Raw genomic sequence first — 26,634 nt, 5'->3', positions numbered from 1 at the left:
CATCGCCATGCCCGTCCAACCGCGCCGCGCCGAGCGGCATCATCGATCCCACCTTGCCAGCCTGCGCGGCTGAGCGGTCCACGCCATGAGCGACACCCGGTCCCCAGATCCCCAAGACCCGCAAGACGAGTCGCAGCAGGAAACCTTCATTTCCCACCTGATCGAGTTGCGCCAGCGCCTGGTCAAGGCGGTGGCCGGGATCATCCTGGTCTTCGTTTGCCTGGTCTACTGGGCGCCGGTCATCTTCAACCTGTTTGCGGCGCCGCTGATGCAGTCGCTGCCCAAGGGCGGCAAGATGATCGTGACCGACGTCACCGGCTCGTTCTTCGTGCCGATGAAGGTCACGTTGCTGGTGGCGTTCCTGATCGCGCTGCCATGGGTGCTGTACCAGGTCTGGCAGTTTGTCGCGCCCGGGCTGTACCAGCATGAGAAGCGGCTGATCCTGCCGCTGGTCTCGAGCAGCTACATCCTGTTCCTCTGTGGCGTGGCGTTTGCGTACTTCCTGGTGTTCCCGACGGTGTTCCACTTCATGGCGCACTACAACGCGCCGCTGGGTGCGGACATGTCGACCGACATCGACAAGTACCTCAGCTTCGCCATGACTACCTTCCTGGCCTTCGGCATCACCTTCGAGGTGCCGGTGGTGGTGATCGTGCTCGTCCGGTTCGGCGTGGTCGAACTGGAAAAGCTCAAGCAGATCCGCCCGTATGTGATCGTGGGGGCGTTTATCATCGCCGCCATCGTGACGCCGCCCGATGTGCTGTCGCAGTTGCTGCTGGCGGTTCCGCTGGTGCTGCTCTATGAACTTGGGCTGGTCATGGCGCGCTTCGTCGGCCGTCCGGCCGCGCAAACCGAGGCTTCAGCGGAAACGCAGACGGACTAATACCGCTGAGGTAGGTATACCGAGCCATCCACCCCGTTTTTGCACCAAAACGGGGATTTTTTTGCCCGGCCGTGTTGTTCGATCACAACAAAAACCGTTGGTAAGCGTGGTTTACGCCGAAAAAGCCTTCTGAGGGCTGGGGGGGCTGGCACATAATACGCAGCAGACGTGAATGTAAATACGTCGCCCAAGCACTTGGGCAACCAAGATTTCCCAATCAGTTGACAAGGAAAGTGTCGATATGAAGATGAAACTGTTTGCTGCTGCCGTCGCCGCTCTGGCCGCTGGCGGCGCGTATGCCCAATCGAGCGTGACCCTGTACGGCGTGGCTGACGTTGGCCTCGAGTACAACACCAATGCCAACGCCGCTGGCGACGACCTGTTCCGTATGGCGTCGGGTAACCAATCCGGTTCGCGCTGGGGCCTGCGTGGCGTGGAAGATCTGGGCGGCGGCCTGAAGGGCGTGTTCGTGCTGGAAAGCGGTTTCGAACTGGACAACGGTACTTCGGCCCAAGGCGGTCGTCTGTTCGGTCGTCAAGCTTACGTCGGTCTGCAAAGCCAATACGGCTCGCTGCTGCTGGGCCGTCAACAGACCTCGTTCTATGACTTCGGTCTGATCTATGACCCGATGGCCATCTCGTCGCGTTATGGCATCCTGGCTCAAGACTCCCAGTTTGCTGCTCGCGCTGACAACACCGTCAAGTACATCGGCACCTTCGGTGGCCTGACCGCATCGGCTTTCTACAGCTTCAACAACAACGGCCAAGAAACCGCTGGCGCGTTCCGCCGCGGCCAACAGTACGGCGCGCTGCTGAACTACGCAGCTGGCCCGTTCTCGGTTGGCGCTGCCTACGACGAAATCCACGGCACCGTGTCGGCTGCTGGTGTTGACCAAAGCGGTCAGCGCACCCGCCGCGCTACCGTTGGCGCCAACTACGCCTTCGGTCCGGCCAAGGTGTACGCTGGCTATCGCTGGGCCAAGGCTTTCGACGGCGCCCCGCTGACGGGCGGCACGACGGTTGACAACGGTGTTGTCACCACGTCGACCTCGTCCAACCTGTACTGGCTGGGTCTGGGCTACCAACTGACCCCGGCGTTCTCGCTGTCGGGCGCTGCTTACTACCAGGACTTCCGCAAGAGCGACGCAGATCCGTGGCAATTCGTGATCACGGCCGACTACGCGCTGTCGAAGCGTACCGACGTGTACACCTCGCTGTCGTACGCTCTGAACGACAAGGGCTCGGCCCTGGGCGTGAACGGCTTCAACACCGCCACGACCACCAACGTTCAGCCGAACAAGGATCAGTTCGGTGCTGTGGTTGGTCTGCGCCACAAGTTCTAATCCAGCGCGAGCGTAAGCTCGCTTGAGATTGGCTTGCAGAAGGCCGGCGTCCGCAAGGATGCCGGCCTTTTGTCTTGTCTGAGAAGTCTTGGCGTCGGGGCAGAGGAGAGGCTCACGAGCAGGCGGGAGCCAGCCGGGACCTCTGTACAGCGTCGCGGCGCGTACTGTTACGCAGCAGGAGGGTCGTGGTTCGTGGCTCGGGGTTCGGGGTTCGGGCATGGGCAACGGGTTACGAGCTGAACTGGGCCGCAACGATCGGAAAAAGTGCGCGGCACTGATTCGACTTTCGCGCATTCGTTCGCTTGTCTAGCCCACCGGCAGTCGCGCCACTGCCCGTCAACCTTCACTGGGTCAGCCCATCCTTCGCGCAATAAAAAACCCCGCCATCGCTAGCGGGGTTTTGCATCCAGGCCGGGAACGACTCGGTCTCACTCCTCCTCTTCGAACGGCATCGCCCGGCGCGGCGGAGGCGGGCGCTTGCCAATCGTTACCGTCAGTTCGGTAGGCTTGCCGCGTCGGATCACCATCATCTTGATGTCGACACCCGGCTTGAGCTGGGCGATGGCATTCAACAGCGCCGTCGTGTCGGTGATCGACGAGCCATCCACCTTGGTCAGCACATCGCCCGGCTTCACGCCGGCCTTGTCGGCCGGGCCGCCCTGGACGACCGCGGCGATCAGTGCGCCTTCCTTGGCATCGAGGCCGAACGATTCGGCGATTTCCGGCGTCATGTCCTGCGGCTCGACGCCGATCCAGCCGCGTGTGACGCTTCCGGTGGAAATTATCGACTCCATCACTTGCTTGGCCGTGGATACCGGGATCGCAAAGCCAATCCCGAGCGAGCCGCCCGAACGCGAGTAGATCGCCGTATTGATGCCCAGCAGGTTGCCCTGTGCGTCAACCAGCGCACCGCCCGAATTGCCCGGGTTGATCGCCGCGTCGGTCTGGATGAAATTCTCGAAGGTATTGATGCCGAGATGGCTCCGACCCAGCGCCGACACGATGCCCATCGTCACCGTCTGGCCCACGCCGAACGGATTGCCGATCGCCAGCACCACATCGCCGACCTTGACGTTCTCCAGCCGGCCCAGCGTGATCGCGGGCAGGTCCTTCAGCGTCACCTTGAGCACGGCCAGGTCGGTCTCGGGGTCGGAGCCGACCACCTTGGCGTTGGCCTTGCGGCCATCGGTCAGCGCGATCTCGATCTCGTCGGCGCCATCCACTACGTGGTGGTTGGTTAGAATGTAACCCTCGGCACTGACAATCACTCCTGATCCCAGGCTCGACACCGGCTCCTGCCGCTCAGGCAGGCGGTCGCCAAAGAAGAAGCGGAACCACGGATCCTCGGCCTGCGGGTTGGGCGAGCGCTTGTTGCCGTTCTTGCTGGTAAAAATATTCACCACCGCCGGCATGGCGGACTGTGCGGCTTCACTGTAAGACCCTTCGGCGGCAGGGCCGGACACGTTAGGCACGACTTCCTTGAGCGCCACGATCGGCGACCCGGACTGGACCGCGACGCGCCCCCTCTGCAGCCAATCAGGCTTGAGCGTTGCCACGACGAACCAGACCGCCAGCACGACGGTGACAGCCTGGGCAAAGAACAGCCAAAAGCGCCGCAACATATTGGAGTTTTGAGCAGGAAATGAAAACAAAAGAGCTTGAATTGTACTTGAACGACCTGTTAGAGGTTTCCCGTTACAAGGACTATTGTCCCAACGGGCTGCAAGTGCAAGGTCGACCGGAAGTCACTCATGTCGTCACCGGCGTCACGGCGAGCCTGGCACTGGTCGAGGCCGCGGCCGAAGCCGGCGCCGATGCCATCCTGGTCCATCACGGCTATTTCTGGAAAAACGAAGATGCGCGTGTGGTCGGGCAGAAGCACGCGCGTTTGAAGCGGCTGCTTGGCGCCGACATCAACCTGTTCGCCTTCCACCTGCCGCTGGACAACCATCCGGAATTCGGCAACAACGCGCAGCTCGGGCTGCAACTCGGCTTCACGCCGACCGGGCGTTTCAGCGATGACCAGCTCGGCTGGACCGGCACCTTGCCCGCGCCGATGCCGCTGTCCGCGCTGGCGGCACACGTCGGCGGCGTGCTCGGGCGCGAGCCGCTGTCAATCGGAGAGCCGGAGCAGATGATCCGCACGATCGGCTGGTGTACTGGTGGGGCGCAGGGTTATTTCGATGCGGCGGTAGCCGCGGGCGTCGATGCCTACCTCAGCGGCGAGGTCTCGGAGCAGACCACGCACCTCGCGCGCGAGAGCGGCGTGGCGTATCTGGCCGCCGGCCATCACGCCACCGAGCGCTACGGCATCCGCTCACTGGGCGAACATGTGGCGCAACGCTTCGGATTGCGGCACACATTCATCGATATTCCCAATCCTGTCTGACCCAAAACAATACGGCCCCATCGGGGCCGTTTTATCGTTCTGGGCTCAGCGCGTCTTGAGGGCGTCGCGGATCTCGCGCAGTAGCACCACTTCTTCAGGCGGCGCGGCCGGCGGCGGGGGCGGCTCCTTCTCGCGCATCTTGTTGAACGCGCGCACCATCATGAAGATGATGAAGGCCAGGATCACAAAGTTGACAACGATAGTCAGGAAACTGCCATAGGCAAATACGGGCACACCAGCCTTCTTCAACGCGTCCAGCGTCAATGGGGTTCCAGGCGGTGGATCGGCCAGCGTGACGAACATACTAGAGAAGTCCAGCTTGCCGACGACGCGGCCCACTACCGGCATGATCAGGTCATTGACCACTGAATCCACAATTTTTCCGAATGCAGCGCCAATGATCACACCGACCGCGAGGTCGATGACGTTGCCGCGCATTGCGAAGGTCCTGAATTCCGAGACCATGCCCATGGGGGGTTCTCCTTCTTGTTGCTAGCGATGAACGGTATCAAGCTGTCAGCCTGCCGCATCACTGCCCGGAAAGCAAGTCTGGAGGCGGATTCCCGGCTTGCATGTCCGATTATCGATCAAGGACAAGGCAATTTGCGCCTATCTAGTGCGCAGATGTCTAAGGTACACTTTATGGTTGACGCAAAATCTAAATTGACTTCCCCTGGGGTTTGGAATGAGTGACCAGCAAGACGTGAAGAGCGTGGATAAAGGTCGCCGCAATTGGTTGATCGCGACATCCGTCGCTGGCGGCGTCGGAGGCGTGGCGGTAGCGGTTCCTTTCGTCAGTACCTTTGCACCATCGGAGAAAGCCAAGGCCGCGGGTGCGCCAGTCGAAGCAGATATCGGTGCGCTGAAGCCGGGCGAAATGATGACTGTCGAATGGCGCGGCAAGCCGGTCTGGATCATGAAGCGGACCGAGGAACAGCTGGCGTCGCTGAAGAAGACGGACGGCGAGGTGGCCGATCCGAATTCCGAAATTCCTTTCACCATGCAGACGCCGGATTACTGCAAGAACGAAACCCGTTCGCGCGCAGAACACAAGGACGTCCTGGTCGTGGTCGGCATCTGTTCCCACCTTGGCTGCTCGCCTTCCGGCCCCTTCGCTTCCGGTGCCAATCCCCAACTCGGCGCCGATCCCGGTTTCCTTTGCCCTTGCCACGGCTCCACGTTCGACCTGGCCGGGCGCGTCTTCAAGAACAAGCCGGCTCCGCAAAATCTCGATGTTCCCCCCTACCAATTCCTGACTGACACCAAGATCGTGATCGGCAAGGATGAGAAAGGAGAAGCCTGATCATGGCGGCCGAAAAACAAGTCAAGACGACCGGCCTGATGGGCTGGATCGACGCCCGCTTCCCGGCGACGCAACTGTGGGAAGACCACCTTTCCAAGTACTACGCGCCGAAGAACTTCAACTTCTGGTACTTCTTCGGTTCGCTGGCGCTGCTGGTGCTGGTGATTCAGATCGTCACGGGTATTTTCCTGGTGATGAACTACAAGCCGGACGGCACGCTCAACGCCGCCGGCATTCCCGTGGCCTTCGCCAGCGTGGAATACATCATGCGCGAAGTCCCGTGGGGCTGGCTGGTGCGCTACATGCATTCGACCGGCGCCTCGGCCTTCTTTGTCGTGGTCTACCTGCATATGTTCCGCGGGCTGCTGTACGGTTCGTACCGCAAGCCGCGTGAACTGGTCTGGATCTTCGGCTGCCTGATCTTCCTGTGCCTGATGGCGGAAGCCTTCATGGGCTACCTGCTGCCGTGGGGCCAGATGTCGTACTGGGGCGCGCAGGTGATCGTGAACCTTTTCTCGGCGATTCCCGTGATCGGCCAGGACCTGTCGCTGTTCATCCGCGGCGACTACGTGGTGAGCGATGCCACGCTGAACCGCTTCTTCTCGTTCCACGTCATCGCGGTGCCGCTGGTGCTGCTGGCCCTGGTGATCGCGCACATCATCGCGCTGCACGAAGTGGGCTCGAACAACCCGGACGGCGTCGAGATCAAGGCCAAGAAGGACGAGAACGGCGTGCCGCTGGATGGCATCCCCTTCCACCCGTACTACTCGGTGCACGACACGCTGGGCGTTGCCGGCTTCCTGATCATCTTCTCGGCGGTGATCTTCTTCTTCCCGGAAGTGGGCGGCTATTTCCTGGAGCATAACAACTTCTTCCCGGCTGACCCGCTGAAGACTCCGCCGCATATCGCGCCGGTCTGGTACTTCACGCCGTTCTACTCGATGCTGCGTGCCACCACGTCGAACTTCCTGCCGATCCTGTGGGTGTTCTTCGCGCTGCTGCTCGGCATGGTGTTCCTGCGCAGCAAGGACGCACGCGTCAAGATCGGTGCGATTGCCATCGCCGTGATCCTGGCCGTGGGCTTCTACTTCATCGACGCCAAGTTCTGGGGCGTGCTGGTGATGGGCGGCTCGGTCGTGATCCTGTTCTTCCTGCCGTGGCTGGACTGCTCGCCGGTCAAGTCCATCCGCTATCGTCCCGCTTTCCACAAGTCCATCCTGATCGTCTTTGTGGTGGTGTTCCTGGTGCTCGGCTATCTCGGCGTGCAACCGCCGTCGCCGGTTGGTGAGAAGGTTTCGCAGCTCGGTACGCTGCTGTACTTCGCCTTCTTCCTGACCATGCCGCTGTGGAGCCGTGCCGGCGAGTTCAAGCCGGTGCCTGAGCGTGTCACGTTCCACCCGCACTGAGCGACGCGAACCCCGACAAGAGCACAAGGACACAAGATGAAAAAGCTGCTTTCGATCATCGCGCTGGCCGGCGCCTGCTTTGCCGGCGCGCCCGCCATGGCATCAGAGGGAGGCTTCCCGCTGGAGCCGGCACCGGTGAACACTGCCGACCTGTCGTCGCTGCAGCGCGGCGCCAAGCTGTTCGTCAACTACTGCCTGAACTGCCACGGCGCATCGATGATGCGCTACAACCGGCTCAAGGACATCGGCCTCACCGACGACCAGATCCGCCAGAACCTGCTGTTCACAGCGGACAAGGTTGGCGAGACCATGACCATCGCCATGCAGCCGAAGGAAGCCAAGGCCTTCTTCGGCGCGCAACCGCCGGACCTGTCAGTGATCGCGCGTGCCCGCGGCGACGACTGGCTCTATACCTACCTGCGCACCTTCTACCGTGACGACAGCCGCGCGACGGGCTGGAACAACCTCGTGTTCCCGAGCGTCGGCATGCCGCACGTGCTGTGGGAACTGCAGGGCCAGCGCGCCGCCAAGTTTACGGAAGTGGAAGAGCATGGCGAGAAGGTGCACAAGTTCGCCGGCTTCGAGCAACTGAGCCAGGGCAAGATGAGCAAGGTCGAATATGACCAGGCCACCGCCGACCTGGTCGGCTTCCTCGACTGGATGGCAGAACCCGCGCAGAATCACCGCAAGCGCCTTGGCGTGTGGGTGCTGCTGTTCCTGGGCATATTCACCGTCTTTGCATGGCGCCTGAACGCGGCCTACTGGAAGGATGTGAAGTAAGTCTTGCTGGTGGCGGCCCGGAGGCGGGCAGCCACGCCGAAGGCCAGATGCGGACGTTGCGAAGGCAGCATCGCTCTGGCCTTTTTCATTGTGCCAGGGTGATGAAATATGCCGGGGTAAGTGGATTAAATGCCACTTATTTGCTTTTCGGTGTCCGCTTTTGGCAGAATGGCAGACCTTACCGTCCGACCCAGCTCCGGCTAAGCCCAAGGAATCCAACCATGATGGTGTTGTATTCGGGTACGACTTGCCCGTTTTCCCAACGTTGCCGCCTTGTCCTGTTCGAAAAGGGCATGGATTTTGAAATCCGCGACGTCGACCTGTTCAACAAGCCCGAAGATATTTCGGTGATGAACCCCTACGGCCAGGTACCCATCCTGGTCGAGCGCGACCTCATCCTGTATGAGTCGAACATCATCAACGAATACATCGACGAGCGCTTCCCGCACCCGCAGCTGATGCCGGCCGACCCGGTCCAGCGCGCCCGTGCCCGACTGTTCCTGTTCAATTTCGAAAAGGAACTGTTCACGCACGTGTACACGCTCGAGAACGAAAAGGGCAAGGCCGCGGAGAAGAACCACGAACGCGCCCGCGCCGCGATCCGCGACCGTTTGACGCAGCTCGCGCCGATCTTCGTCAAGAACAAGTACATGCTGGGCGAAGAGTTCTCGATGCTCGACGTCGCCATCGCGCCGCTGCTGTGGCGCCTGGACCACTACGGCATCGAGCTGTCGAAAAACGCCGCGCCGCTGTTGAAGTATGCTGAACGCATTTTCAGCCGTCCCGCGTACATCGAAGCGCTCACCCCCTCCGAGAAGGTGATGCGCCGCTAATCGGCACCGGCCCGAAGGCATCCGCCCTCGGGCCACCCGGCGCCACTGGAAGCACAATGCCTGAAACCTCCACCAAGCCTTACCTGATCCGCGCCATTTATGAGTGGTGCACGGATAACGGCTTCACGCCGTACATCGCCGTGTTCGTCGATGCCAACACCAACGTGCCGCGCGAGTTCGTCAAGAACAACGAGATCGTGCTCAACGTGAGCTTCGACGCCACTAGCGGCCTGGATATGGGTAACGAGTGGATCACCTTCAGTGCGCGCTTTGGCGGTGTCTCGCGCAAGATCGACGTTCCCGTCGAGAACGTGCTGGCCATCTACGCCCGCGAGAACGGGCAGGGCATGGCCTTCCCGGTCGAACGCAGCGTGCCGGAAACGCAGGCCGCCACCGAGCGCGAAAACAACCCGCCGCCCAAGCTGGCCCCGGTGGAAGCCGAGACCCCGGCCACCACCGCCGACTCCGACCCGGGCGACGACGAAACGCCGCCCCCGGTGCCTCGCATCGGCGGCAAGAAGCCAGCGTTGAAGGTGGTGAAGTAAGCCATCCCCAAGTGGGCTGCGATGCAGTAGAATCGCGGTCTGCACCAGACATGCCGGCTTAGCTCATCAGGTAGAGCAGTTGATTTGTAATCATCAGGTGGCGGGTTCGAGTCCTGCAGCCGGCACCAATAAAATCAAGGGCTTACGTGGATTTCGCGTAAGCCCTTCGTCTTTCATGTGGTTCATGTAACCACCCTGTAACCGGAATCGGATGTTCGCGGGTGGCGGGGCAAGTGCCCAAAGTGGGTCGGCTTCTGCCCATGCCCGGGCCGCGGGAACCCTTCATTGGTTTGAGACTCTCACTTGGTAGAGGGACAGCGTCCTAGGAGTTGGCCCTGAGCGACGGATGCAATATTCGCTTGTAATTTCCAGCGATTTTGCTTAACCTTCGCTGCAAGCTCATCTACCAAGCGTAGAAGGAGTATCTGAGGCCCTGCACCATCCGTGGTGTGGGGTCTCTGTCTTTATGGCTGTCCCCAATGTGGGATGGTTTTCGGGGCGGCCCAGTATGCATCACATTCGCGCCTGAGCTTTGCCGCCCGTCGCTCGGTCACCGGGTATGCAGAAACGAGCAATGCGAATCCATCGCGCGGCTCAACGATCACCACGTAATCGTGCGCCTCGGACCAGATCACGAGGTTCGTCCTTCGACCGCGGCTGGTAGAGCGCTCAGAGAGATACCATCGCACCCCTGCGACATCTTGGTCGCAGCAATCCAGCAGCCATGCAATCCAGCCAATCCTGGCGCATCGCTTTAGGTCAGGGGTCCGGTCATCTTCCACTTCCCCCTCCGAGACGACGTGCCAAAAGTTGAACGGCTTATCGTAGGTGGTGGGGTTGAAGCGAACGCGAATGGGGCGCCCCCACAGGGTTCTGTCGGAGGCAATGATGTCAGCGTGGTATCGTGCGTACACCCTTTCGACGTAGGCCGTCCAATCGCCGTCAAACGGGAGAAGATCTGGCGGGTTCATATGGCACTCCCGCCAAAGGGGCGCCACACGAGTAGATTCAGTTTCTCCTCCCGAAGCAGAGTCGTTTGCTTCAGCGTGAGTGCGCTGCGCTCCCTGATTCGCTTGATTACTTCCAGCTTGGCATCACTCGTGCTCAGCCCCCGATTGACATAGGACACGGCCCCGATTAGCAGGTCCGCGAGCTGGAATAGCGGTACCTCGTGGGAATGAACATGCTGAACACGCGAGATGATCTCGCCCGTGAAGTCAAGTTGGCTGTTGCATAGCACTTCGCAGAGCTTGCGAGCGCGGCCCTCACTGCGTGTGTCCTTCTTGTCCAGATAGATTTGAAACTGACGGGTGCGCGACAACAAGGGGACCAGAGTTTGGTACCACATCTTGTAGTAGAACTCGTCGTGAGTCTGGTTAAAGCCGGCGTGGTTAAGTTGCTTCTTGTCTGGCACAACGATTGCGCGGAACGAAAGCTCCGTCGAATCAAAAAACAGGTCGACAAGATCCAGGTATAGCTGCAGCTTCTTGGGCGAGACGCTTCCCCACTTCACCTCGACGCTAGGCGAAATCCCGTGTTTGGCCTTCAGGGCCTTAATCCGCCTTCCGACGACCTTTCGCCTATCGTCTGGGCAAGACAGTACCCCGAGAACCATGGCGGGTTGCCCGTCGTTTTCGAGATGGCACGATTCGTCGCAGTAGAGATTGATTACGCTCACTTCTCGGCCCGGTTCACCGGCCCTCCCAGTCAAATCTGAAGCGGCATTTTCGCATGACTATTTGCCGATTTGAGGGGCGTTGAACAGGGTGGGGTAGTAACTCATTGATTCCATTGTTTATATTGGCAACAAGAGGTTCCGGACCTTATTGCTGATCTACTGGCCAGGACCTACTCCGGCGCAACGTAGTGCTGTCGGCTCGAAGTCTTGCGAACACTCGTCGCGGATTGGGGGCGAGAGTCAACGGGTGACGAGCCGCCAGTACGCCAATGTGGCTACCATTCTGTCTTCACTGCGGAGACATGAGATGAGCCCTAGCAGCCAGGAGTTGACCGACCGCCAACTCGACGAACTTATGTCGGCCTTGGGGCATCGGTTATTGAGCGCCACGAATCCACACGCGCAGCGAGCGCCGGTGGCGCCCGAGGAGACGAGGGGTGCTCCAAGCCCCGAGACCGTCATCGCCGCCCTGGCAACAAAGCTTGCGGACCACCTTTCACCAAAGCTATTTGACGTGATTAGCAGCATGGCTGAATCGCTGCAACCGCCTGGCGTGCCGCTGGACATGCAACTGTGGGACGTCGACACCATCAGCGAGTGGATGGGTTTGTCGGCCGACACCGTCAGCAAGAACGTCGTCACCCGGCCGGCGTTCCCGGTGCCCATCCAGCCGACGGCCAACCGGCACGCGCAGAAGCGCTGGTTCGCCGGTGAGGTCATTGCCTGGGCGAAGCAGAGCCGCAGTGCTTTGCCGAAGGGCCGCGGCCGGCCGCGCAATCCCGTTCCGCCGCGACGCGGCATTGCAGACGAAGCAGGAGCAGTGTGAATGACGCCCAGCGTGACACTCCCCCCAACGGTCGGCCTCACTGGCGCCGCGGAGATCCTGCGGGTCCACCCGAAAACGGTCGAGGACCTGATCCGAGACGGCAGTATCCCGGCCGGCAAGGTCGGCCGCTCGTGGGTAATGATGACGCGCGACGTGCTGGCTTACGCCGAGCGGGTGATCATCGCGCAGACGGCCGAGCGCCTAGCTGCGCAGCGCCGCAAGACTACCAAAGAGCCGAAGTGACAGTGGTGAAGCCAATCTTCTTGGATTTGCCGACACTGGCTTCGCTCCTATCGATCTCGGAGACCAGCGTTCAGAAGCTCGTCAGGGAGGGCGAGTTTCCCAAGCCACGTAGGATCTCCGCTCGACGCGTCGGCTGGCTGATGCGCGAGGTTGAGGAATGGGCCGAGGGGCGTCCGGTTTCGGATCTCCCGCCACCCTCGCTCGTCGGCAGCAGCCGCAAAGCCTGATAGCCGAACCCGCCGGCCGGATAGCTGCTCGAAGGACGCGCGTGCCGGGCGTACGCCGGCCGGGTTGTCGATTCCGTAGCCGGACGGGTGTGTGCCGCCATCGCTTTGCCAAGCAGTTAGACAACACCATCCCGCGCTATTCGCAACTCGGAATCGCCGTCAAACCCAAGCTGGTGGCGGCTTTTGCGATTCCTCTAGTTCCGTCTATTTTCCAGGCGCGGTGGTTGGGCCTAGCCCGCGTGGGTTTGACGGCAGAATGTCACCCCTCTCGCGGAAGGCTTCTCAACCATGGGCTGCCACCCCCTTTCGTGGGATGGACGCCGCCCGCAGGCATGAAATGATGGGCCACTCCAAACGAGTGTCCATCGCCTGACCATGAAGAAACTGATCGCCGTCGCCTTCGCTGCCGTCTCCCTCAGCGCCACCGCCGGCCCAATGACAGATGCCATGTTCGAGAGTGCCTCCAATAGGCTGTTCGAAGAGAACAAGGCGGGGAAAATCACAGCGCTCGCGCTCGCCCAAGGGCAGGAGAGGTTGGTCAAGGAGTTCTACCCGAACGACTACAAGCTGCAGCAGCTATTCGAGTACAAGACGGAAATCGCGGGCCAGTATCAGCGAGGAGAGATCAGTAGCGAGCGATATCAGGCACTGATTGCCGCGCGTGCAGATGCGGTATTCCCAACCGGGCCAGCCCAAGGGCAGCCCGTCTTTAGTCAGCCAGAGCAACAGCCAGGGCCGTCAATCTCGGGCCGCGATGTCGCAAACTTCTTTGGTGCACTCGGAGGGTCAATGACGCGGGCTAACCAGGCACCGCAGCAGCGCCAATCGGCCACATGCCTGTCGCATGTACAGGGCGGGACTCTGGTAACGAGCTGCAACTAGACTGAACGTGAGTGCTGCGGCAACGCACCTTCAACCTCGAGGGGGGGAGAAAATGGAAGAGGTATTCTGCTGACGTAGCAGCAGTCGTGCCTAGGACTAGCGGAGGCACGGCGGGACAGCGCTAGCGGGGAACGAAGCCGGCAAGAAGCGCCCATGCCAAGGCGATGCATACCTGATGCCCGTGATTCCGGAAAGCCAGTCGTTCGCGGATCTCGGTGCGGCTCTGGCTCTGTACCAGCAGCCAGCAGATGCCGCCGATAGCCAGCGCGCCTAGCGTCATGAGGATGCGGGCGGCGACAGCGCGCGGGTCGGCGGCGGTTGAGGGCTCTAGTGTGAATTGCACGGCGAATGCCCAGGCGGCAGCCAGGGCCGCCCATACGAGAGTTGTCACGTTGCGCACAACACGATCCCCTTGCGTCAACGGCGCAGGCTGCCAACGCCAGCGAACGCGCCCCGAACAGCCGGGCCGGCCCATACTCCAGAGCCAGCCCCCGCCGCTGCAGTTCCCAGGTCCAGCGGGACGCTCTTGGTCGTGCCGAAGGCTCCGTTGATCGTGCTCATGCCCCCATCCCATCCACCGGCGTATGCTGGTGTGGCTTCGGCCAGGCTGGAGCCGGCTGCGCTCGCTTGCCCAGCACCTGCCATCAGCCCGGCGCTCCCGAGTGCCCCGAGCACCTGCCCGCCCAGTATGAGACCCGCATTCGGCCGGCCGGCGGCCCCAATGGCGACACGGTCAGCCGTGCCGGTGCCCTGTGCAAAATTCGCGAGGCGGTCGATGCCAGCGGCGGCGTCAGAGACACGGATCGCCTCGTTCGTGCGCAGCCGGCTCGCTGCCGTCGTCTTGCCGAGCAGGCGGGCAAGGCTCGAAGCCATCTTCATCTGGTTCGCGTTGGACGCAGCCTTCGCGGCCAGGTAGTCGTTTGAGACATCACCCTGCGTGGTGCTCTGCGTGTTGTGGATCTCTTGCGCCGTCTGCGTTGGCTGCAGGTAGTCGGTAGTCAGTTGCTGCTCGATCTGTGCCTGCTCCTGCTTGCGCTCCTCCGGCGCGAACTGTTCGGCCGTGTCCATTGCCTTCTGTTCGGCCTGCATCTGCAGGTCGCGCTGCCGGGCCAGCGCTGCCAGGGTCTCGCGCTGCTGGCGCGCGGCCGCGTCGGTGGTCGCCTTGTACTGCATGCCGGCGCCGGCCAGCATGGCAATTACGGCCGCAATCTCCATCCCCGTCATAGGAACCTCGAATTCGTTTATCTGTTGATATTCATGCTATGGCCCCGAGGGAGGCTCGCGGGACATTTGCCCACGAGCGCCCGCCGGCGCCATTGCCATGCGAGTGCCGCGACCTATCGGAAGTCATCGAGCGCACGCTCTTGCTCGCGCAGTGCAGCGCGGAGCCTGCGTAGTGCCCCGCGGATATCGCCCTTGTCGGCGTTACGCGCGACCTTCGCCTTTCCGGCGGCGCTTCGCGGGCCTGTTGAGTTCTTCCAAGGCGCCCACTTCCTGATGAGTTCGGCCTGCTTGGCCCGGCGCTCTGGTGTCCAGCCGTTCGCCATTCGATACCTCCAATACTTTGTTCTGCATGGTTTGAGGATTGACTTCGTACGCGCGCGCGGGTGTCATGGCGCCGTTGTTCACCTGGACGTTGTGGCCGACGTTCGCCTGCTTGGCAAAGATGGTCGGCGGGTTCTTGATCTCGGCGAGGGTTTGCAGCGTCGCCCGGCACTGCGTCTGCGCTTTCAGTGCAAGGCGTAACAGCGCTTCAGCCCTTCCGAGGCTCTCCTCCACGTTCAATGCAGCACGTTGGGCGAGCGCATTGAAGATCCCATCAAGGGCAACGGCCTGCGATACCAGCAAGGCCTCGGCCGGCTTCATGTCGCCGCCTTGGGTGGCCTGGGCCTGCGCCGACAGTTGGCTGATCATGGCCGGCACGTCAAGACTGGACTGGCTAATGCACTGCCCGGAGAAGAGATAGAACGTCGTCGCGGCGTTGACCTCGGGGCGCATCGCGTACTTGGAAAACGCCTCGGCCGGGGTCCTGCAACTGCGATCCAGATCACTCAAATCGATGTCAAAGGTCTTTGAGGGTTGCTCCGTCATCTTTCCATCCCCTTACGTAGATTCCCGAAATTTCCCGCTTTCCCCGAAATCAGTCTCTTCGGGAGTCGGGACACCTTTCCCGAAATTGCCCGCCCCGTATATATGGATACGGGGCTTTTCGGGAAGGACCGGCCGGCGGGTATTTCGACCCCTACCGCCGCCATAGCCAGCCGTCTTTCACTCCATAGACGCCGCGTGCAACCAGGCCCGTAATCGCCTCCCTGGCGCGTTCCTTTTGCCGCTTGGGCTCGCACGTCAGGCTGTCCGCAACCATGAGCACAGCGGCCTCCAATTCGAGGCATGGGAACCCCGGCGGCGCGTCGCCTTTTCCGAAGTCCCGAGCCTGGCGCAGTGGCTCGGCCAATGCGTTCAAGGCGAGCCGCTGATTGCCGCCCTGGGGCAGCTTCACCCGGCTCACTTCAGTAGTGCCGCCATCCCGCTCCACGACGCAGGACGTCACCGGATCGCCGTGCTCGTCTTCGCCTAGCTCCGTGACCCGCAGCGAGAAGGCACTGCGTTCGCCGTCTTCGTCGTCCTTCGATTTGGCGATGGACCACTCCCGGCGCGCGCCGTCGCGTGACACCTCGATTGCTGCGTCTAGCGCCGCGTACAGGCTGCTGTGTCCTCGCAGGCCCTTCGCGCCATCCTTGCCTGTGTGGTGCACCAACATGACCAGCCCGCCGATACGCGCTTGCAGTTCCTTGCAGGCCGCGATGATCTCGCCCATATCGGTGCTGGCGTTCTCATCAGCGCCAGGCGCCGCGCGATTGAGCGTGTCGATCACGAGCAATCCGCCGCCACCACCGGCGGCCAGCACTGCGGCGCCGAGGTCTGCCACGTCCTGACCGTCGCGCAGGTCAATTGGCTGCGTAACGAACATCAGCCGCCCTGGAAGCCTCCGGCCATGCCGGGCGCTCCAGGCTTTCGCACGCTTGCCCATGCCGCGCTCGCCCTCCAGAGCGCAATACGTGACTGGGGCGGTGGACACCCGGCGCCCGAACCAGTCGCCCGATCCATCGGCGATTGCCGCGCAAAGGTCCAGTGCGAGGAAGGACTTGCCGGATCCGGACGGACCGTACAACGCTGCTAGGCCATCTGCCGGCAACACGCCACGCACCAGCCAGCGAAGCGCGGGCGCGGCGAGCAGGTCCTCTGCAGACTGCAGTCGGTACCTGGTGGGCGGCGTTCTTTCCGAGGCAAGTAGATCCGCGAGGGCGTCACTTCCGCATTCGGCCTCGTAGTCGTTCGCGTCGTAGTTCTCGGGTTTGTCGGCGGGCATCTCCACCCATGCGCCGCAGACTTCGCGGGCGATGGCTTCGGCCTGGGCCTCCTTGCCGCGGTCGGCCACGAATACGAGGCGCGCACTGGGGAAGCGCTCACGCAGGACTCGGCCCACCGCATGGAAGCGGCCACAGCCAAACGCCACCGCGGCGGCGGCGTGATAGTCAGCGCGCGCCACGGCCCACGCTTGCCCAATGCCCTCGCAGACATAGACGCGGCCGTCGGGCACGACATCACCCACCACCAGCAGCCCGTTACCAAACGATGCGCCCGCCGCGTTCAGCTTGTTGCCAGCACCAGGGGGCGGGATGTATTGGACCGTCAGCAGCTCGCCATCCAGCGAGCGGACCGGCACCACCAGGGAGCCCGCTACAGACTGGCCCCGGATGGTCAGCGGGTCATCTTGGGGAACGACACGCAGACCGTCAGGCGTGCCACGCTTGCACACGATATAGGGGTGCGAGGCATCGGCGGGAGGGTAGCCGTCAAACACTGCGGACAGGTCAATACGCGGCTTCTGTGCGGCTTTCGGCTCGGGGTGTACCCTAGGCCTCGGGCTCGGCACGCGAGCGGCTTGTGGGCCGCTGTGGCGGGTCTTGCCGGGGTCTTCCCATCCCGCGTCCAGCGCAGCTCGAAAGAGGCTTGCCGCCTTCACTGGTCCGGACTCAAACGATTTCCATGCGGCCAGGCATTCGCGCTCCCCGCCATAGTTGGCAGCCCCCTGGCTCCACGCATGGAAATCGTCAAACCCGAGCCCGGCGTCCTTGGCCGCCATGCCCAGCCGCACCCACTCCTCTCGGGCGCAGCCTGCGTCCAATGCGAACAGCGCGGAACGGGCGCGACCTTCATCGAACCGATTCAGCATGAGCCACCTCGCTGAATCTTGCGCAGCCAGTCGCCGACGGCGCGGCGCCCCAGGTCGGACAGGTAGTAGATCCCGTATCGAGTGGGCCGGCCGTCGCGGTCGCGGCCAGTGACGAGCTGGCAAGGCAGCCCGCGCTTACCAAGCCCGAGGCCGCGCAGGTCCGCGATCAAGTCGGGCCCATTGCTGCAGCCAACGATTCGATCGATTTCCTCGCGGCTGAGCGAGCGGTCAATCAGGGCCTGCAGCGCGCGCAGGTGGCGCGGGTTGTCGGTGCCGGCAAAGCCGACAGGTGCGGTGCAGGGCGTTGGGGTGGCGGAGTCCCGGGCGCTGGCAAAGGTGTCCGGGCTCGCATGGCGGCGGTCGGACCTCTCCATTACAGGCCCCCGGTCAGGAGCTTCTGCAGGTCAGCGACGCGCCAGCCGAGGCGGCCATGGATGCGGATGGGGCGAATCGGCCCGTTCTCCAGGCAGGCCCACTTGTGCAGAGTCTGCGGCCGACGTTGAAGGACAGCGGCAGCTTGGTTGGTTGTCAGGATCTCCGGCAGCGCGGCGTGATCCACGATTGCGGTGGCTACGTGCATTCTGAAACCTCGTCAGTAGTTGAACTGACGTCATTTCAGAATTGGCACATACGCCTACATAGCAATCAATGCCTCGCCCGGAAATCCTTTGCTGGCGCGGGTTTCCGGATCATTTTGATTCGGCGTAGAGATTCGGCGTAGCGATGGTTCGGCGTGCCGATTCACTTTCTCCCGTTTTTGGCGCGCCCACCGGTCAGCCCGACCGGGAGCATCCTGACAATCGTCCCCGTAGAGGGCGCGCCACGTTCGGAGCGGTAGCCTTTGCCCTTCATATCAAGGCGGATCTTCTCGGCCAGGGCTTGCGTGCTGTCTCCATGCTGGAAAAGCGTACGGGCGAGGTGCGCGACATAGCGCTCTACCTCAGACCGGGGGTTCGCGCCGATTGCGAGGGTCGGCGCGGCAGATTCCGTCACGACAGCATCCTGCTTCGACGCCTCCGGGTCCGGCACCCTTGGGTCGATTGGGTTGCCAGTTTCCACGCGGCCCCAGGGATGGCCGTCGACAATCAGGTTGTCGAGGTCCGGCCATGCGAGTCCTTCCAGCCGCGCCGCTTCCGCCACCGCGGCGACGCGGACGAACATCCTGGCATCAACGTCCCATGCGTGCTCTGGATCCACACATGGCTCTGTAGTATCCGTAGGGATGCCTTCTTCCGTGCTTGTCGGCAGGCCCAACTTCAGTATCCAGTTTCGAGCCGCATCTATGTCTCGCTCTCGGGCTTCGTCCTCATGCAGGACGCCGGCTTTCGACACGAGGGTCATCCATGCCCACGCGAGCTTGCGAGGCATTGCTCGGTCCATTCGAAGAATCGCAATGGCTTCTTCAACCATGCTCACGAAATACCGGTATAAGTCCTCGCTGTCCTCCTCGTCTATGAGGGCATTACGGTCGGGCAGCCCCAGATGGGGGTCGGGTCTGTGGCGAACGTCAATGCCGAACTTTGCGACGTACTTCGCGAGATCCTTCACCTCGCAGAAGGCGCGTTCCATCTCCGCCGCAGTTTCAGGAACCGTGGGGATGTGATCGAGGTGCCTGCGGGCAACGATTTCGCCGCGCTTCAGAGCCGCCCTAAACTCGCGCAGGTGGTTGCCGGCGGCGACCATTTGCATGATTTCATCGTCGGGGTGAAGCGCTTCACCGATAAGCACCGGCACATATGCTGCACCGACAGACCCAACCCCGAAGTCCAGGGTAATGTATTTCTTATGATTCAACTTGCGCACCCTTCGCGTGCACCCTTCAATGAGGATCCCCTGCCAGGCCGGTGAAGGTGCCCAGCTTTTCGGCCCGTCGGCCTAGGCAGGGGGTAAAGCGGGGCGCTACGCTGCGATGCCTGCGCGCGGCGCGAAGCGTCCAATCGGGACGCCGCCGAGGTGGATATGAGCCGCTTCGAGGTCAGCGCCGATGTTGGGCAGCATTGCCCCAACCAAGCCGGCCAGCCCGTCGAAGTCGTCCGCAGAACGTGCGTTGCTGGCAGCCCAATGCAGCGCAGAGAGCGCCGCGATTGCCTTTTCGATAAGGGTTTGGGCGGGCTCCGTATCCAGCACTTGGTCGGTAGAATTGCAAGCAGCCATCGTGATAGTTCCTCTACAACTTCATGGTGGTCAGGCGGCAGGAGGTGCGGGAACACCCCTTGTCGCCGCTTTGCCTGAGGCCGTCAGGCGGCGGTAATCACCGTCAGGACAGGGGTGTCCTGCTTCGGCTCAAATTTGATTCCGGCCTGCTCCAGCATCCAGCCTTCGATTTTGTCATGCCACAGGCGCAGCATGTCCAGCGGTCGACGACGGTAGTGCTTCTCGACGAGAGCGGACGGGCTGTGACCTTGGATCTGCGCAACGATGCCGACCGGGACTTCACACCACTCGGCGAGCGTACCGAATGACCGGCGGAGACCGTGCAGGCTGATGTGTGGCAATCCCGCAGCGGCCAGCGCCCGATTGTGGGCGTAGCGCGGTTCGGCAATCCGACCGGTCGCCGCATTCAGGCTATGGAATACCCAGGGCGACGGCTCCCATTTCTCTCCGCGAGTCTCCAGGCTGCGCAGCCGGCGGACCGGAGGAGGGGTGTTATTGCGCCGCTTCAGTTCCAGCAGGAGCGAGGCGAGGTAAGGCGGAAGCGGGATTATGCGGCCCGTCTCCGTTTCCACCTTGTCCGCGATATGCAGGCTTCGCCATTGGAAATCCACGTCCTCCCATCGTAGTGCAGCCAGTTCCTCGCGCCGCGCGCCCGTAATGAGCAGGCCTTGAAGGTAGGCGGACTGCACAGGGTTTTGCAGCGTGCGCACGGCAGCAAACCAGGCCGCCAGTTGCTCACGTTGCAGGCTGTCGCCGTCCTTCGTTGTGCTGCTCGGGAGTGCTCCTGTCACCTTCGGAGACGTGCAGCAATCGGCCGGGATGATGCCGGCATAGTCGTCGTGCCCTCCGCACCACCTGGTGAAAGCCTTCAGCATCCGATATGCGTAGGCGGCGCTAGTTGGGCGGGTCGCCACTTCCGATTCAAGCCACGCGCTTACTCTGGCTGCGGTCAGGTCCGACAGGCTCAGGGGCATCAATGGCGCCAGCGGGCCGCGCGCGGTCTTCTTGCCGCCTCGCTTCCTCAAATCGCCGCCGGGAGCGGCGAGAGCGAGGTGGTCGGCAATATAGATGGCAGACCGCGGCTTCTTGGTCTTAGGCGAAAGCTTGGTTCGCAGGTCTTCCAAGTATTTGGCCCACGCGTCCGCGACCGTGGCGGCTCGGCGTCGCTCGGCGGCTTGCTTGGCTTCGTGAGCAGCCCGGCGTTCGGCCTTTTCGTTGCGGGGGTCGATACCGTCGTCGACCAATACCTGAAGCCGACGCGCTTCCTCTTGGGCCTTGTCCAACGGCCAACTGCGCGGGTCGCCAATGGTCACGCGCAGCGACTCGCCGTGGAGCTTGGCTTGGAAGACATAGGCTTTCGCCCCATTGGCAGTGGCGCGGAGCCCGAGTCCGGGCGCCCGGCTATCCCACAGGAACGCCTGCGCCTTGCCTTCGGGGCACTTGTGCCCGTCCACCCTCGCCGCCGTGAAATTGACCTTTGCCACCTTCGCTACCTTATCGTGCGGGTTACATGCGTCGATGTAACCACCGTGTAACCCGATTGTGTGGCATAGGATCAATATTCGTCAATTGATTTATCAGGAGGTGTCCGGTCAGAAGCGAGGCGTAGAGCGGATTTCGTCGGTTACATCAATGCAGATCCAGTCGTATGCTGGTGTACTTTCGGTGATTTGTAATCATCAGGTGGCGGGTTCGAGTCCTGCAGCCGGCACCAGGAATATAAATGGCCTCCCGATTCGGGAGGCCATTTTCATTTGGGTAGTGCATTAGCAACATTCGACGATATCTAAGATTGGCGGCATATCAGGCAGGCTCGCCAAAGTCGAGCAATATCTTGCAGCTCTCGCGCGGGTTGTGTTCGGCAAGGTCCAGGGCATCGGCGACATCGTGGAAATCGATCCGATGCGTGACGATGCAGCCGGGGTCGACCAGCCCCTGGGAGATCCAGTCGATCACGGTGGTAAACATGTCGCAGTTCAGGCGCGAGGCATAGAGCGAGAGTTCCTTCCGGGTCAGCTCCAGTTGCGGAACGGCCGATGGCATCGCGGAAAAGCCCAGTATGCCGATGCGTCCTGCCGGGGCGGCAATGCGCACGGCTTCCTCCAGGATCGATGGGTGGCAGACGGCGTCGTAGATAAGTGTCGGGCCCTCTGCCACGCCGCGTTTTGCAAGGGCCTGTCCGATGTCCTCATGTGAGGTGTTGATGACGTCATCCGCATCGGCGCCGCAATGGCGGGCCAGCGCCAGCCGTTCGTCAAGGTGGTCGGTGATCAGAACCCGTGCACCGTAGACGCGCTTGAGTACTTGCAGCAGGTTCAAACCGATAGGGCCGGCGCCATAGATCAACGCGATGTCTTCGCGCAGCACGCCTGTGCGGTGGGTCATGTTTGCCGCGACGGCGAAGGGCTCGATCACCGCCGCGCTCGTCGCCGCCAGGCCAGCCGGCACCGCGTAGGCATTGCACGCCGGCACGCACGTGTATTCGCTGAAGCCGCCGTCACGGTGCACGCCGATTACCTGCATGCGGCTGCAGACGTTGCGCCGGCCAATGCGGCAGGCGTGGCATTGGCCACAACTGATGACCGGATCCACCGCCACGCGTTCGCCGATGCGCTGCGCGCTGATGCCCGCGCCGACAGCGTCGATATGACCCATGAATTCATGGCCGATAACGCGGGGATACGCTGCGAACGGATTCTTGCCGTGGAAGATGTGCAGGTCGGAGCCGCAGATGCCGGCATAGCGCACGCGCAGGCGGACTTCGCCGGGGGCGGGGGTGGGGATGGGCCTTGCGCACAAGGACAGGCCGTGGGGTTGGTTAACGACGATGCTCAACATGTTGGGTGCTGGTGGCATGGGGGACGGCATTGTGTGGAAGTGAGCGTCATCTATCGCGTGCCAGGCTACCAGTTCCACATCGCTCCATCGCGTAGCCTTGCCACAGGCAGGTAGGCACGCTCATACGGGTACCTGGCGGCCAGCGCTTCGTCGATGTCGACGCCAAGTCCAGGCACCTCGTCCATGACCAGATGGCCGTCCGCAAAGCGATAGTTGTGCGGGAACACTTCGTCGGTCAGCGCGTTGTGCGGCATCAGTTCCTGGATGCCGAAGTTCGGCGCCCACAGCCCGAAGTTGACCGCCGCCGCCATGCACACCGGCGACAGGTCGGTGGCGCCGTGGAATCCGGTGCGCACCTGGTGCATCGCGGCGAAGTCCGCGATGCGCCGCACATGCGTGATGCCGCCGGCATGGACGATGGTGGTGCGGATGAAGTCGATCAGCTGGTTGCCGATGAGGTCCTTGCAATCCCAGATCGAATTGAAGACTTCTCCTACCGCCAGCGGCGTGGTGGTGTGCTGGCGGATCAGGCGGAAGGCGTCCTGGCTTTCGGCCAGCGTGGCGTCTTCCAGCCAGAACAGGCTGAACGGCTCGAGTGCCTTGCCAAGGCGGGCCGCTTCGATCGGCGTCAGCCGGTGGTGCGCATCATGCAGCAGGTGTGGCCCGAAGCCGATGGCATCGCGCACCTTGCGGAACAGTTCCGGCGTGTGGCGCAGGTAGAGGGCAGTGTCCCACGGTTCTTCCGGCGGGAGCCCCTTCTCCGCGGGTTCATAGTGGCCGGCTTGCTTGCCCACGCCATACACCTTGGAGAGTCCCGGCACGCCGGATTGCACACGGATCGCCTTGAAGCCCTCCTCGATATGCCGGTGGACGGCATCGACGGCTTCCTCGTGGTCGCGGCCGTTGGCGTGCCCGTAGACCAGCAGCCGTTGCCGGCTCTTGCCGCCCAGCAACTGGTACACCGGCATGTTCGCCAGCTTACCGAGAATATCCCACAGCGCCATGTCGATCGCGGCGATCGCGGTCATCGTGACGGGGCCGCGCCGCCAGTAGGCGCCGCGATACAGGTATTGCCAGATGTCTTCGATGCAGCGCGGGTCGCGGCCGATGAGGCAGGGGATGACATGCGCGTCGAGGTAGGTGCTGACCGCAAGCTCGCGGCCGTTGAGCGTGGCATCGCCAAGTCCGTAGACGCCCTGGTCCGTCATCACCTTGACCGTGACAAAGTTGCGGCCCGGACAGGTGACGATGGTTTGTATCCGTTCGATCTTCAAGACGTGCTCCGGCAGTTGTGCGCTTCCCACTGCTGCGTCATCGCATGCGGGGTGCGCACGGGCATGACCGTATGGGAAGGATGCGAAGCAGGTTACCGCGCGAAGGGAGGGGCGGATACGAGCGGATTCTGCAGCGGGAAAGCGCATGGGCTGCACAAATCTTGCGAAACGGCTGCACGTCTGCAGCATTTCTCAATGGTACGTTTTGCCATGGTCAACAGCACGGATGCCACGCACGATGCCGCAATACAAACAATCGAGGGTCAGGGCATGAGGCTGGCGCAGCGTACCGTCTGCAGCGCCGACGCCGCCGTGCAACAGCCCGGCTACGAGCGCAGCCGTCTGTCGCGCGGCGTGGTGCATATCGGGCTCGGCGCCTTCCACCGCGCGCACCAGGCGCTGTACACCGAGGCAGCGATCCATGATGGCGACACGCGCTGGGGCATCGTGGGCGTCAGCTTGCGGGAACCGCGCATGGCGCGCGCGCTGACTGCGCAGGATTGCCTGTACGCGGTCATCGAGCGACAGGGTGCCGAGGCCACGGGGCGCATCGTGGGGGCGCTGGTGCAGGCCCTGTATGCGCCGCATGCACTGGAGCAGGTGATCGGCGCCATCGCCGATCCCGCCGCGTCGGTCGTAACCTGCACCGTGACTGAAAAAGGCTACCACCGGCATCCGTCGACATCCGACCTCGACACCAGCGATCCGGAAATCCGTCATGACCTGGCCCATCCCGAGGCGCCGCGCAGCACGCTCGGCGTGCTGGCGGCGGGGATACGCCGCCGGCCGTTCGGCGCGCCGCTGAGCATTGTCTGCTGCGACAACATGGCCGACAACGGCGACACGCTGCGCAAGCTGCTGACGCAGTACGCGTCGCAGGCCGATCCGGCGCTGGCCCGGCGTATCCACGATGAGGTGGCGCTGCCGAACACCATGGTCGACCGCATTGTGCCGGCCGCAACGCCAACGTCGCTGAACTGGACGCAGCAGCGCCTCGGACTACGCGATGAAGCCGCCATTGTCTGCGAGCCGTTCACGCAATGGGTGATCGAAGACCGCTTCGCCGGAGCGCGGCCCGCGTGGGAGGCTGGCGGCGCGCTGATGACCGGTGATGTCCGGCCGTTCCAGGCCATGAAGCTGCGCATGCTGAACGGCACGCATTCGGCGATCGCCTATGCCGCGCAGTTGTGCGGCATAGAAACCGTGGCCGGGGCGATGGCCGATCCGGTCCTCGGTGCCTTCGCGCGCGGGGTGATGGAGGACCTGCATGCCACCGTCACCGCGCCGCCGGAGTACGACGTCGCCCGCTACGGCAATGCGTTGCTGTGCCGCCTGCGCAACGCGGCGATCGCGCATCACACCGCGCAGATTGCGATGGATGGCACGCAGAAGGTCCCGGTGCGCTGGCTGCCGGCCTTGCGCGAAAGCCTGGCCGCGGGCATCGAGCGGCCATGCCTGGAGCGTGCGCTGGCGCTGTGGCTCCACTATCTGCGCTGCGACATCAACGAGCGTGGCGAGCCGCTGGTCGCCAGCGATCCCGGTGCGCCGCCACTTGCCGCAGCGCTGCGCGGCGCGGACAGCAATACGGAAGCCGTGCACCGGGCCCTGGCGCACGGCGCCGTATTTGGCGACGCCCCGTGGCCGCAGCAGTTCCGGCGCCGGCTTGCCGCACACCTGACGGTATTGCGCGAGCGCGGCGCGGCAGCACTGCTGTCCTTCCCGGCCACAACTTGATAAACAGGAGACAAGCACATCATGGCCCATCGGTTCACTCGCCGGCAGTTCGGCGCACTCGCCGCCGGCGGACTGGCACTGGCATTGCCCGCGCGCAACGCGTTCGCCCAGAGCGCCACCATCAGGCTGAAATACGGCACGGCCTTCCCGGCCGACCATCCGGGCACGCTGCGCATCAAGGAGGCCGCCGAGGCCATTCGCCAGGACACCGGCGGCAAGGTCGACCTGCAGGTCTATCCCAATAGCCAGCTGGGCAGCGAGCCGGACATGGTCTCCCAGGTCCTCGCCGGTGCCATCGACCTCATGTCGACCGCCAGCACCAACTTGCAGACACGTGTGCCAGCCGCCAGCATCAACGGCGTGGCCTTTGCCTTCAGGGACTACGCCGCGGTGTGGGCCGCGATGGACGGCGGACTGGGCGCCTATGTGCGGAGCGCGCTGGGCAAGGTGAACCTGCACGTGTTCGAGAAGTGCCTCGACAACGGCTATCGCAATATCACCTCCGCTACCCGCCCGGTAAACACGCCAGCGGACCTGAAGGGGTTCAAGATCCGCGTCCCGGCGATCCCGCTGTGGGTCTCGATGTTCAGGATGCTGGGCGCGGCGCCGACGGTCATCCCGTTCGCCGATCTCTATTCGGCGCTGCAGACACGCGTGGTGGACGGACAGGAGACGCCGCTGTCGCTGATCCGCAGCGGCAAGCTGTATGAAGTGCAGAAATTCTGCTCGATGACCGCGCATACCTGGGACGGCCACTTTATCTTCGGCAATGCCAGAAAATTCCAGGCACTGCCGCGCGAGGTGCAGGCTTCGCTGACGACACGCTTCACCACTGCGGCGCTGAAGCAGCGCGAGGATATCGCGCGGGTCGACGTCGAGGCGCAGGCGGAGATGACCCGGCTTGGCATCAAGTTCAACCAGCCGGATCCGGCGCCGTTCCGCAAGCTGCTGCGGGACGCGGGCTTCTACGCCGAGTGGCGCAGGAAGTTTGGCGACGAGGCATGGCAGATGCTGGAAAATTACACCGGGCCGCTGGTCTGAGGCAGGCACCATCAAGCCG

At 62.8% G+C, this 26,634-nt stretch carries 29 protein-coding genes and 1 tRNA gene; 16 read left to right on the top strand and 14 right to left on the bottom strand.

Annotation, left to right across the window (positions count from 1 at the left end):
* Positions 1-85 precede the first annotated feature (85 nt).
* Both tatC and IPF36_RS24965 read left to right on the top strand, forming a co-directional pair.
* Positions 86-883 carry a twin-arginine translocase subunit TatC gene (tatC, locus tag IPF36_RS24970; protein WP_133093472.1) on the top strand — a complete coding sequence of 266 codons (798 nt, stop codon included), beginning with the start codon at positions 86-88 and terminating at the stop codon, positions 881-883.
* A 241-nt stretch (positions 884-1,124) separates the two neighbouring features.
* Positions 1,125-2,225 (top strand): porin, encoded by a 1,101-nt coding sequence (locus IPF36_RS24965; RefSeq protein WP_133093473.1) that lies wholly within the window; start codon positions 1,125-1,127, stop codon positions 2,223-2,225.
* A gap of 428 nt (positions 2,226-2,653) precedes the next feature.
* Here IPF36_RS24965 and IPF36_RS24960 read toward each other — a convergent pair whose 3' ends face one another.
* Positions 2,654-3,847, bottom strand: coding sequence for a Do family serine endopeptidase (locus IPF36_RS24960; protein ID WP_133093474.1), 1,194 nt, complete (start codon positions 3,845-3,847; stop codon positions 2,654-2,656).
* Positions 3,848-3,867: 20 nt separating this feature from the next.
* On the opposite strand from IPF36_RS24960, the gene IPF36_RS24955 reads away from it, so the two are divergent.
* Positions 3,868-4,614, top strand: a complete 747-nt coding sequence (locus IPF36_RS24955; RefSeq protein ID WP_133093475.1) for a Nif3-like dinuclear metal center hexameric protein — start codon at positions 3,868-3,870, stop codon at positions 4,612-4,614.
* 45 nt (positions 4,615-4,659) lie between these two features.
* Here the strand turns inward: IPF36_RS24955 and mscL are convergent, their stop codons facing one another.
* Positions 4,660-5,085 (bottom strand): large conductance mechanosensitive channel protein MscL, encoded by a 426-nt coding sequence (gene mscL / locus IPF36_RS24950; protein WP_133093476.1) that lies wholly within the window; start codon positions 5,083-5,085, stop codon positions 4,660-4,662.
* A gap of 214 nt (positions 5,086-5,299) precedes the next feature.
* Between mscL and petA the strand changes: the two genes are divergently transcribed.
* The 7 genes from petA (at position 5,300) to IPF36_RS35160 (ending at position 10,239) form a co-directional block, all read left to right on the top strand.
* Positions 5,300-5,917: a ubiquinol-cytochrome c reductase iron-sulfur subunit gene (gene petA / locus IPF36_RS24945; protein ID WP_133093477.1), complete on the top strand. Its 618-nt coding sequence runs from the start codon at positions 5,300-5,302 to the stop codon at positions 5,915-5,917.
* A 2-nt stretch (positions 5,918-5,919) separates the two neighbouring features.
* Positions 5,920-7,323 (top strand): cytochrome bc complex cytochrome b subunit, encoded by a 1,404-nt coding sequence (locus IPF36_RS24940; RefSeq protein WP_133093478.1) that lies wholly within the window; start codon positions 5,920-5,922, stop codon positions 7,321-7,323.
* Between the two features lie 36 nt (positions 7,324-7,359).
* Positions 7,360-8,103: a cytochrome c1 gene (locus IPF36_RS24935; protein WP_133093479.1), complete on the top strand. Its 744-nt coding sequence runs from the start codon at positions 7,360-7,362 to the stop codon at positions 8,101-8,103.
* 221 nt (positions 8,104-8,324) lie between these two features.
* The gene (locus tag IPF36_RS24930; protein ID WP_010812311.1) at positions 8,325-8,936 is read left to right on the top strand and encodes a glutathione S-transferase N-terminal domain-containing protein; all 612 of its coding nucleotides are present in this window, start codon (positions 8,325-8,327) and stop codon (positions 8,934-8,936) included.
* Positions 8,937-8,992: 56 nt separating this feature from the next.
* The gene (locus tag IPF36_RS24925; protein ID WP_133093480.1) at positions 8,993-9,481 is read left to right on the top strand and encodes a ClpXP protease specificity-enhancing factor; all 489 of its coding nucleotides are present in this window, start codon (positions 8,993-8,995) and stop codon (positions 9,479-9,481) included.
* Positions 9,482-9,533: 52 nt separating this feature from the next.
* Positions 9,534-9,609: transfer RNA gene (locus IPF36_RS24920), tRNA-Thr, on the top strand.
* Positions 9,610-9,960: 351 nt separating this feature from the next.
* The gene (locus tag IPF36_RS35160; RefSeq protein WP_368671193.1) at positions 9,961-10,239 is read left to right on the top strand and encodes a hypothetical protein; all 279 of its coding nucleotides are present in this window, start codon (positions 9,961-9,963) and stop codon (positions 10,237-10,239) included.
* A 209-nt stretch (positions 10,240-10,448) separates the two neighbouring features.
* On the opposite strand, the gene IPF36_RS24915 is transcribed toward IPF36_RS35160, so the two are convergent.
* Positions 10,449-11,159 carry a DUF3800 domain-containing protein gene (locus IPF36_RS24915; protein ID WP_195431077.1) on the bottom strand — a complete coding sequence of 237 codons (711 nt, stop codon included), beginning with the start codon at positions 11,157-11,159 and terminating at the stop codon, positions 10,449-10,451.
* Positions 11,160-11,466: 307 nt separating this feature from the next.
* Between IPF36_RS24915 and IPF36_RS24910 the strand changes: the two genes are divergently transcribed.
* The 4 genes from IPF36_RS24910 (at position 11,467) to IPF36_RS24895 (ending at position 13,337) form a co-directional block, all read left to right on the top strand.
* Positions 11,467-11,985 carry a hypothetical protein gene (locus IPF36_RS24910; protein WP_195431074.1) on the top strand — a complete coding sequence of 173 codons (519 nt, stop codon included), beginning with the start codon at positions 11,467-11,469 and terminating at the stop codon, positions 11,983-11,985.
* Positions 11,986-12,228 (top strand): helix-turn-helix domain-containing protein, encoded by a 243-nt coding sequence (locus IPF36_RS24905; RefSeq protein ID WP_218959702.1) that lies wholly within the window; start codon positions 11,986-11,988, stop codon positions 12,226-12,228.
* Positions 12,117-12,455, top strand: coding sequence for a helix-turn-helix transcriptional regulator (locus tag IPF36_RS35155; RefSeq protein WP_368671192.1), 339 nt, complete (start codon positions 12,117-12,119; stop codon positions 12,453-12,455). The genes IPF36_RS24905 and IPF36_RS35155 overlap by 112 nt, the downstream gene beginning before the upstream one ends.
* 375 nt (positions 12,456-12,830) lie before the next feature.
* Positions 12,831-13,337 carry a hypothetical protein gene (locus tag IPF36_RS24895; RefSeq protein WP_195431068.1) on the top strand — a complete coding sequence of 169 codons (507 nt, stop codon included), beginning with the start codon at positions 12,831-12,833 and terminating at the stop codon, positions 13,335-13,337.
* Positions 13,338-13,458: 121 nt separating this feature from the next.
* Here the strand turns inward: IPF36_RS24895 and IPF36_RS24890 are convergent, their stop codons facing one another.
* The 11 genes from IPF36_RS24890 to manD all read right to left on the bottom strand — a co-directional run bounded on the left by IPF36_RS24890 (position 13,459) and on the right by manD (position 23,840).
* A complete protein-coding gene (locus IPF36_RS24890; RefSeq protein WP_195431065.1) occupies positions 13,459-13,737 on the bottom strand; it encodes a hypothetical protein in 279 nt (92 codons plus the stop codon).
* 17 nt (positions 13,738-13,754) lie between these two features.
* Positions 13,755-14,561 carry a hypothetical protein gene (locus IPF36_RS24885; RefSeq protein ID WP_195431062.1) on the bottom strand — a complete coding sequence of 269 codons (807 nt, stop codon included), beginning with the start codon at positions 14,559-14,561 and terminating at the stop codon, positions 13,755-13,757.
* A gap of 201 nt (positions 14,562-14,762) precedes the next feature.
* Entirely contained in the window at positions 14,763-15,428 is a 666-nt protein-coding gene (locus IPF36_RS24880) for a hypothetical protein (protein ID WP_195431059.1), read from the bottom strand.
* A 151-nt stretch (positions 15,429-15,579) separates the two neighbouring features.
* Positions 15,580-17,574, bottom strand: a complete 1,995-nt coding sequence (locus tag IPF36_RS24875; protein ID WP_195431056.1) for an AAA family ATPase — start codon at positions 17,572-17,574, stop codon at positions 15,580-15,582.
* A complete protein-coding gene (locus IPF36_RS24870) occupies positions 17,568-17,948 on the bottom strand; it encodes a hypothetical protein (protein WP_195431054.1) in 381 nt (126 codons plus the stop codon). The genes IPF36_RS24875 and IPF36_RS24870 overlap by 7 nt, the downstream gene beginning before the upstream one ends.
* Positions 17,948-18,154 (bottom strand): DNA-binding protein, encoded by a 207-nt coding sequence (locus IPF36_RS24865; RefSeq protein WP_195431051.1) that lies wholly within the window; start codon positions 18,152-18,154, stop codon positions 17,948-17,950. Before IPF36_RS24865 ends, IPF36_RS24870 begins: the two co-directional genes overlap by 1 nt.
* A gap of 161 nt (positions 18,155-18,315) precedes the next feature.
* The gene (locus IPF36_RS24860) at positions 18,316-19,368 is read right to left on the bottom strand and encodes a hypothetical protein (protein ID WP_195431048.1); all 1,053 of its coding nucleotides are present in this window, start codon (positions 19,366-19,368) and stop codon (positions 18,316-18,318) included.
* Between the two features lie 105 nt (positions 19,369-19,473).
* Positions 19,474-19,728, bottom strand: coding sequence for a hypothetical protein (locus tag IPF36_RS24855; RefSeq protein WP_195431045.1), 255 nt, complete (start codon positions 19,726-19,728; stop codon positions 19,474-19,476).
* 83 nt (positions 19,729-19,811) lie between these two features.
* Positions 19,812-21,212, bottom strand: a complete 1,401-nt coding sequence (locus tag IPF36_RS24850) for an integrase family protein (RefSeq protein WP_195431042.1) — start codon at positions 21,210-21,212, stop codon at positions 19,812-19,814.
* A 319-nt stretch (positions 21,213-21,531) separates the two neighbouring features.
* Positions 21,532-22,566, bottom strand: coding sequence for a Zn-dependent oxidoreductase (locus IPF36_RS24845; protein ID WP_195431133.1), 1,035 nt, complete (start codon positions 22,564-22,566; stop codon positions 21,532-21,534).
* A gap of 65 nt (positions 22,567-22,631) precedes the next feature.
* Entirely contained in the window at positions 22,632-23,840 is a 1,209-nt protein-coding gene (gene manD / locus IPF36_RS24840) for a D-mannonate dehydratase ManD (protein WP_195431039.1), read from the bottom strand.
* A 270-nt stretch (positions 23,841-24,110) separates the two neighbouring features.
* On the opposite strand from manD, the gene IPF36_RS24835 reads away from it, so the two are divergent.
* Both IPF36_RS24835 and IPF36_RS24830 read left to right on the top strand, forming a co-directional pair.
* On the top strand, positions 24,111-25,574 hold the full coding sequence (locus IPF36_RS24835; RefSeq protein WP_195431130.1) for a mannitol dehydrogenase family protein: 1,464 nt from the start codon (positions 24,111-24,113) through the stop codon (positions 25,572-25,574).
* A 21-nt stretch (positions 25,575-25,595) separates the two neighbouring features.
* Entirely contained in the window at positions 25,596-26,615 is a 1,020-nt protein-coding gene (locus IPF36_RS24830) for a TRAP transporter substrate-binding protein (protein WP_195431034.1), read from the top strand.
* The last annotated feature ends 19 nt before the right edge of the window (positions 26,616-26,634 follow it).

It is taken from the genome of Cupriavidus sp. IK-TO18 (genome assembly GCF_015549295.1).
GTDB lineage: Bacteria > Pseudomonadota > Gammaproteobacteria > Burkholderiales > Burkholderiaceae > Cupriavidus > Cupriavidus oxalaticus_A.
Note: the sequence above shows the minus strand (reverse complement) of the source record. Positions and strands in the feature narration are given on the sequence as shown.

What these genes read in the sequence shown, in the direction of transcription:
- IPF36_RS24880 (WP_195431059.1), bottom strand. Translation starts at nt 15,428, where the DNA reads ATGACGGAGCAACCCTCAAAGACCTTTGACATCGATTTGAGTGATCTG.
- IPF36_RS24885 (WP_195431062.1), bottom strand. Translation starts at nt 14,561, where the DNA reads ATGACGGGGATGGAGATTGCGGCCGTAATTGCCATGCTGGCCGGCGCC.
- IPF36_RS24910 (WP_195431074.1), top strand. Translation starts at nt 11,467, where the DNA reads ATGAGCCCTAGCAGCCAGGAGTTGACCGACCGCCAACTCGACGAACTT.
- IPF36_RS24955 (WP_133093475.1), top strand. Translation starts at nt 3,868, where the DNA reads ATGAAAACAAAAGAGCTTGAATTGTACTTGAACGACCTGTTAGAGGTT.
- IPF36_RS24960 (WP_133093474.1), bottom strand. Translation starts at nt 3,847, where the DNA reads ATGTTGCGGCGCTTTTGGCTGTTCTTTGCCCAGGCTGTCACCGTCGTG.
- IPF36_RS24865 (WP_195431051.1), bottom strand. Translation starts at nt 18,154, where the DNA reads ATGCACGTAGCCACCGCAATCGTGGATCACGCCGCGCTGCCGGAGATC.
- IPF36_RS24925 (WP_133093480.1), top strand. Translation starts at nt 8,993, where the DNA reads ATGCCTGAAACCTCCACCAAGCCTTACCTGATCCGCGCCATTTATGAG.
- tatC (WP_133093472.1), top strand. Translation starts at nt 86, where the DNA reads ATGAGCGACACCCGGTCCCCAGATCCCCAAGACCCGCAAGACGAGTCG.
- IPF36_RS24935 (WP_133093479.1), top strand. Translation starts at nt 7,360, where the DNA reads ATGAAAAAGCTGCTTTCGATCATCGCGCTGGCCGGCGCCTGCTTTGCC.
- petA (WP_133093477.1), top strand. Translation starts at nt 5,300, where the DNA reads ATGAGTGACCAGCAAGACGTGAAGAGCGTGGATAAAGGTCGCCGCAAT.
- IPF36_RS24895 (WP_195431068.1), top strand. Translation starts at nt 12,831, where the DNA reads ATGAAGAAACTGATCGCCGTCGCCTTCGCTGCCGTCTCCCTCAGCGCC.
- IPF36_RS24930 (WP_010812311.1), top strand. Translation starts at nt 8,325, where the DNA reads ATGATGGTGTTGTATTCGGGTACGACTTGCCCGTTTTCCCAACGTTGC.
- IPF36_RS24870 (WP_195431054.1), bottom strand. Translation starts at nt 17,948, where the DNA reads ATGGAGAGGTCCGACCGCCGCCATGCGAGCCCGGACACCTTTGCCAGC.
- mscL (WP_133093476.1), bottom strand. Translation starts at nt 5,085, where the DNA reads ATGGGCATGGTCTCGGAATTCAGGACCTTCGCAATGCGCGGCAACGTC.
- IPF36_RS24940 (WP_133093478.1), top strand. Translation starts at nt 5,920, where the DNA reads ATGGCGGCCGAAAAACAAGTCAAGACGACCGGCCTGATGGGCTGGATC.
- IPF36_RS24835 (WP_195431130.1), top strand. Translation starts at nt 24,111, where the DNA reads ATGAGGCTGGCGCAGCGTACCGTCTGCAGCGCCGACGCCGCCGTGCAA.
- IPF36_RS35160 (WP_368671193.1), top strand. Translation starts at nt 9,961, where the DNA reads ATGTGGGATGGTTTTCGGGGCGGCCCAGTATGCATCACATTCGCGCCT.
- IPF36_RS24905 (WP_218959702.1), top strand. Translation starts at nt 11,986, where the DNA reads ATGACGCCCAGCGTGACACTCCCCCCAACGGTCGGCCTCACTGGCGCC.
- IPF36_RS24875 (WP_195431056.1), bottom strand. Translation starts at nt 17,574, where the DNA reads ATGCTGAATCGGTTCGATGAAGGTCGCGCCCGTTCCGCGCTGTTCGCA.
- IPF36_RS24855 (WP_195431045.1), bottom strand. Translation starts at nt 19,728, where the DNA reads ATGGCTGCTTGCAATTCTACCGACCAAGTGCTGGATACGGAGCCCGCC.
- IPF36_RS24830 (WP_195431034.1), top strand. Translation starts at nt 25,596, where the DNA reads ATGGCCCATCGGTTCACTCGCCGGCAGTTCGGCGCACTCGCCGCCGGC.
- IPF36_RS24845 (WP_195431133.1), bottom strand. Translation starts at nt 22,566, where the DNA reads ATGTTGAGCATCGTCGTTAACCAACCCCACGGCCTGTCCTTGTGCGCA.
- IPF36_RS24965 (WP_133093473.1), top strand. Translation starts at nt 1,125, where the DNA reads ATGAAGATGAAACTGTTTGCTGCTGCCGTCGCCGCTCTGGCCGCTGGC.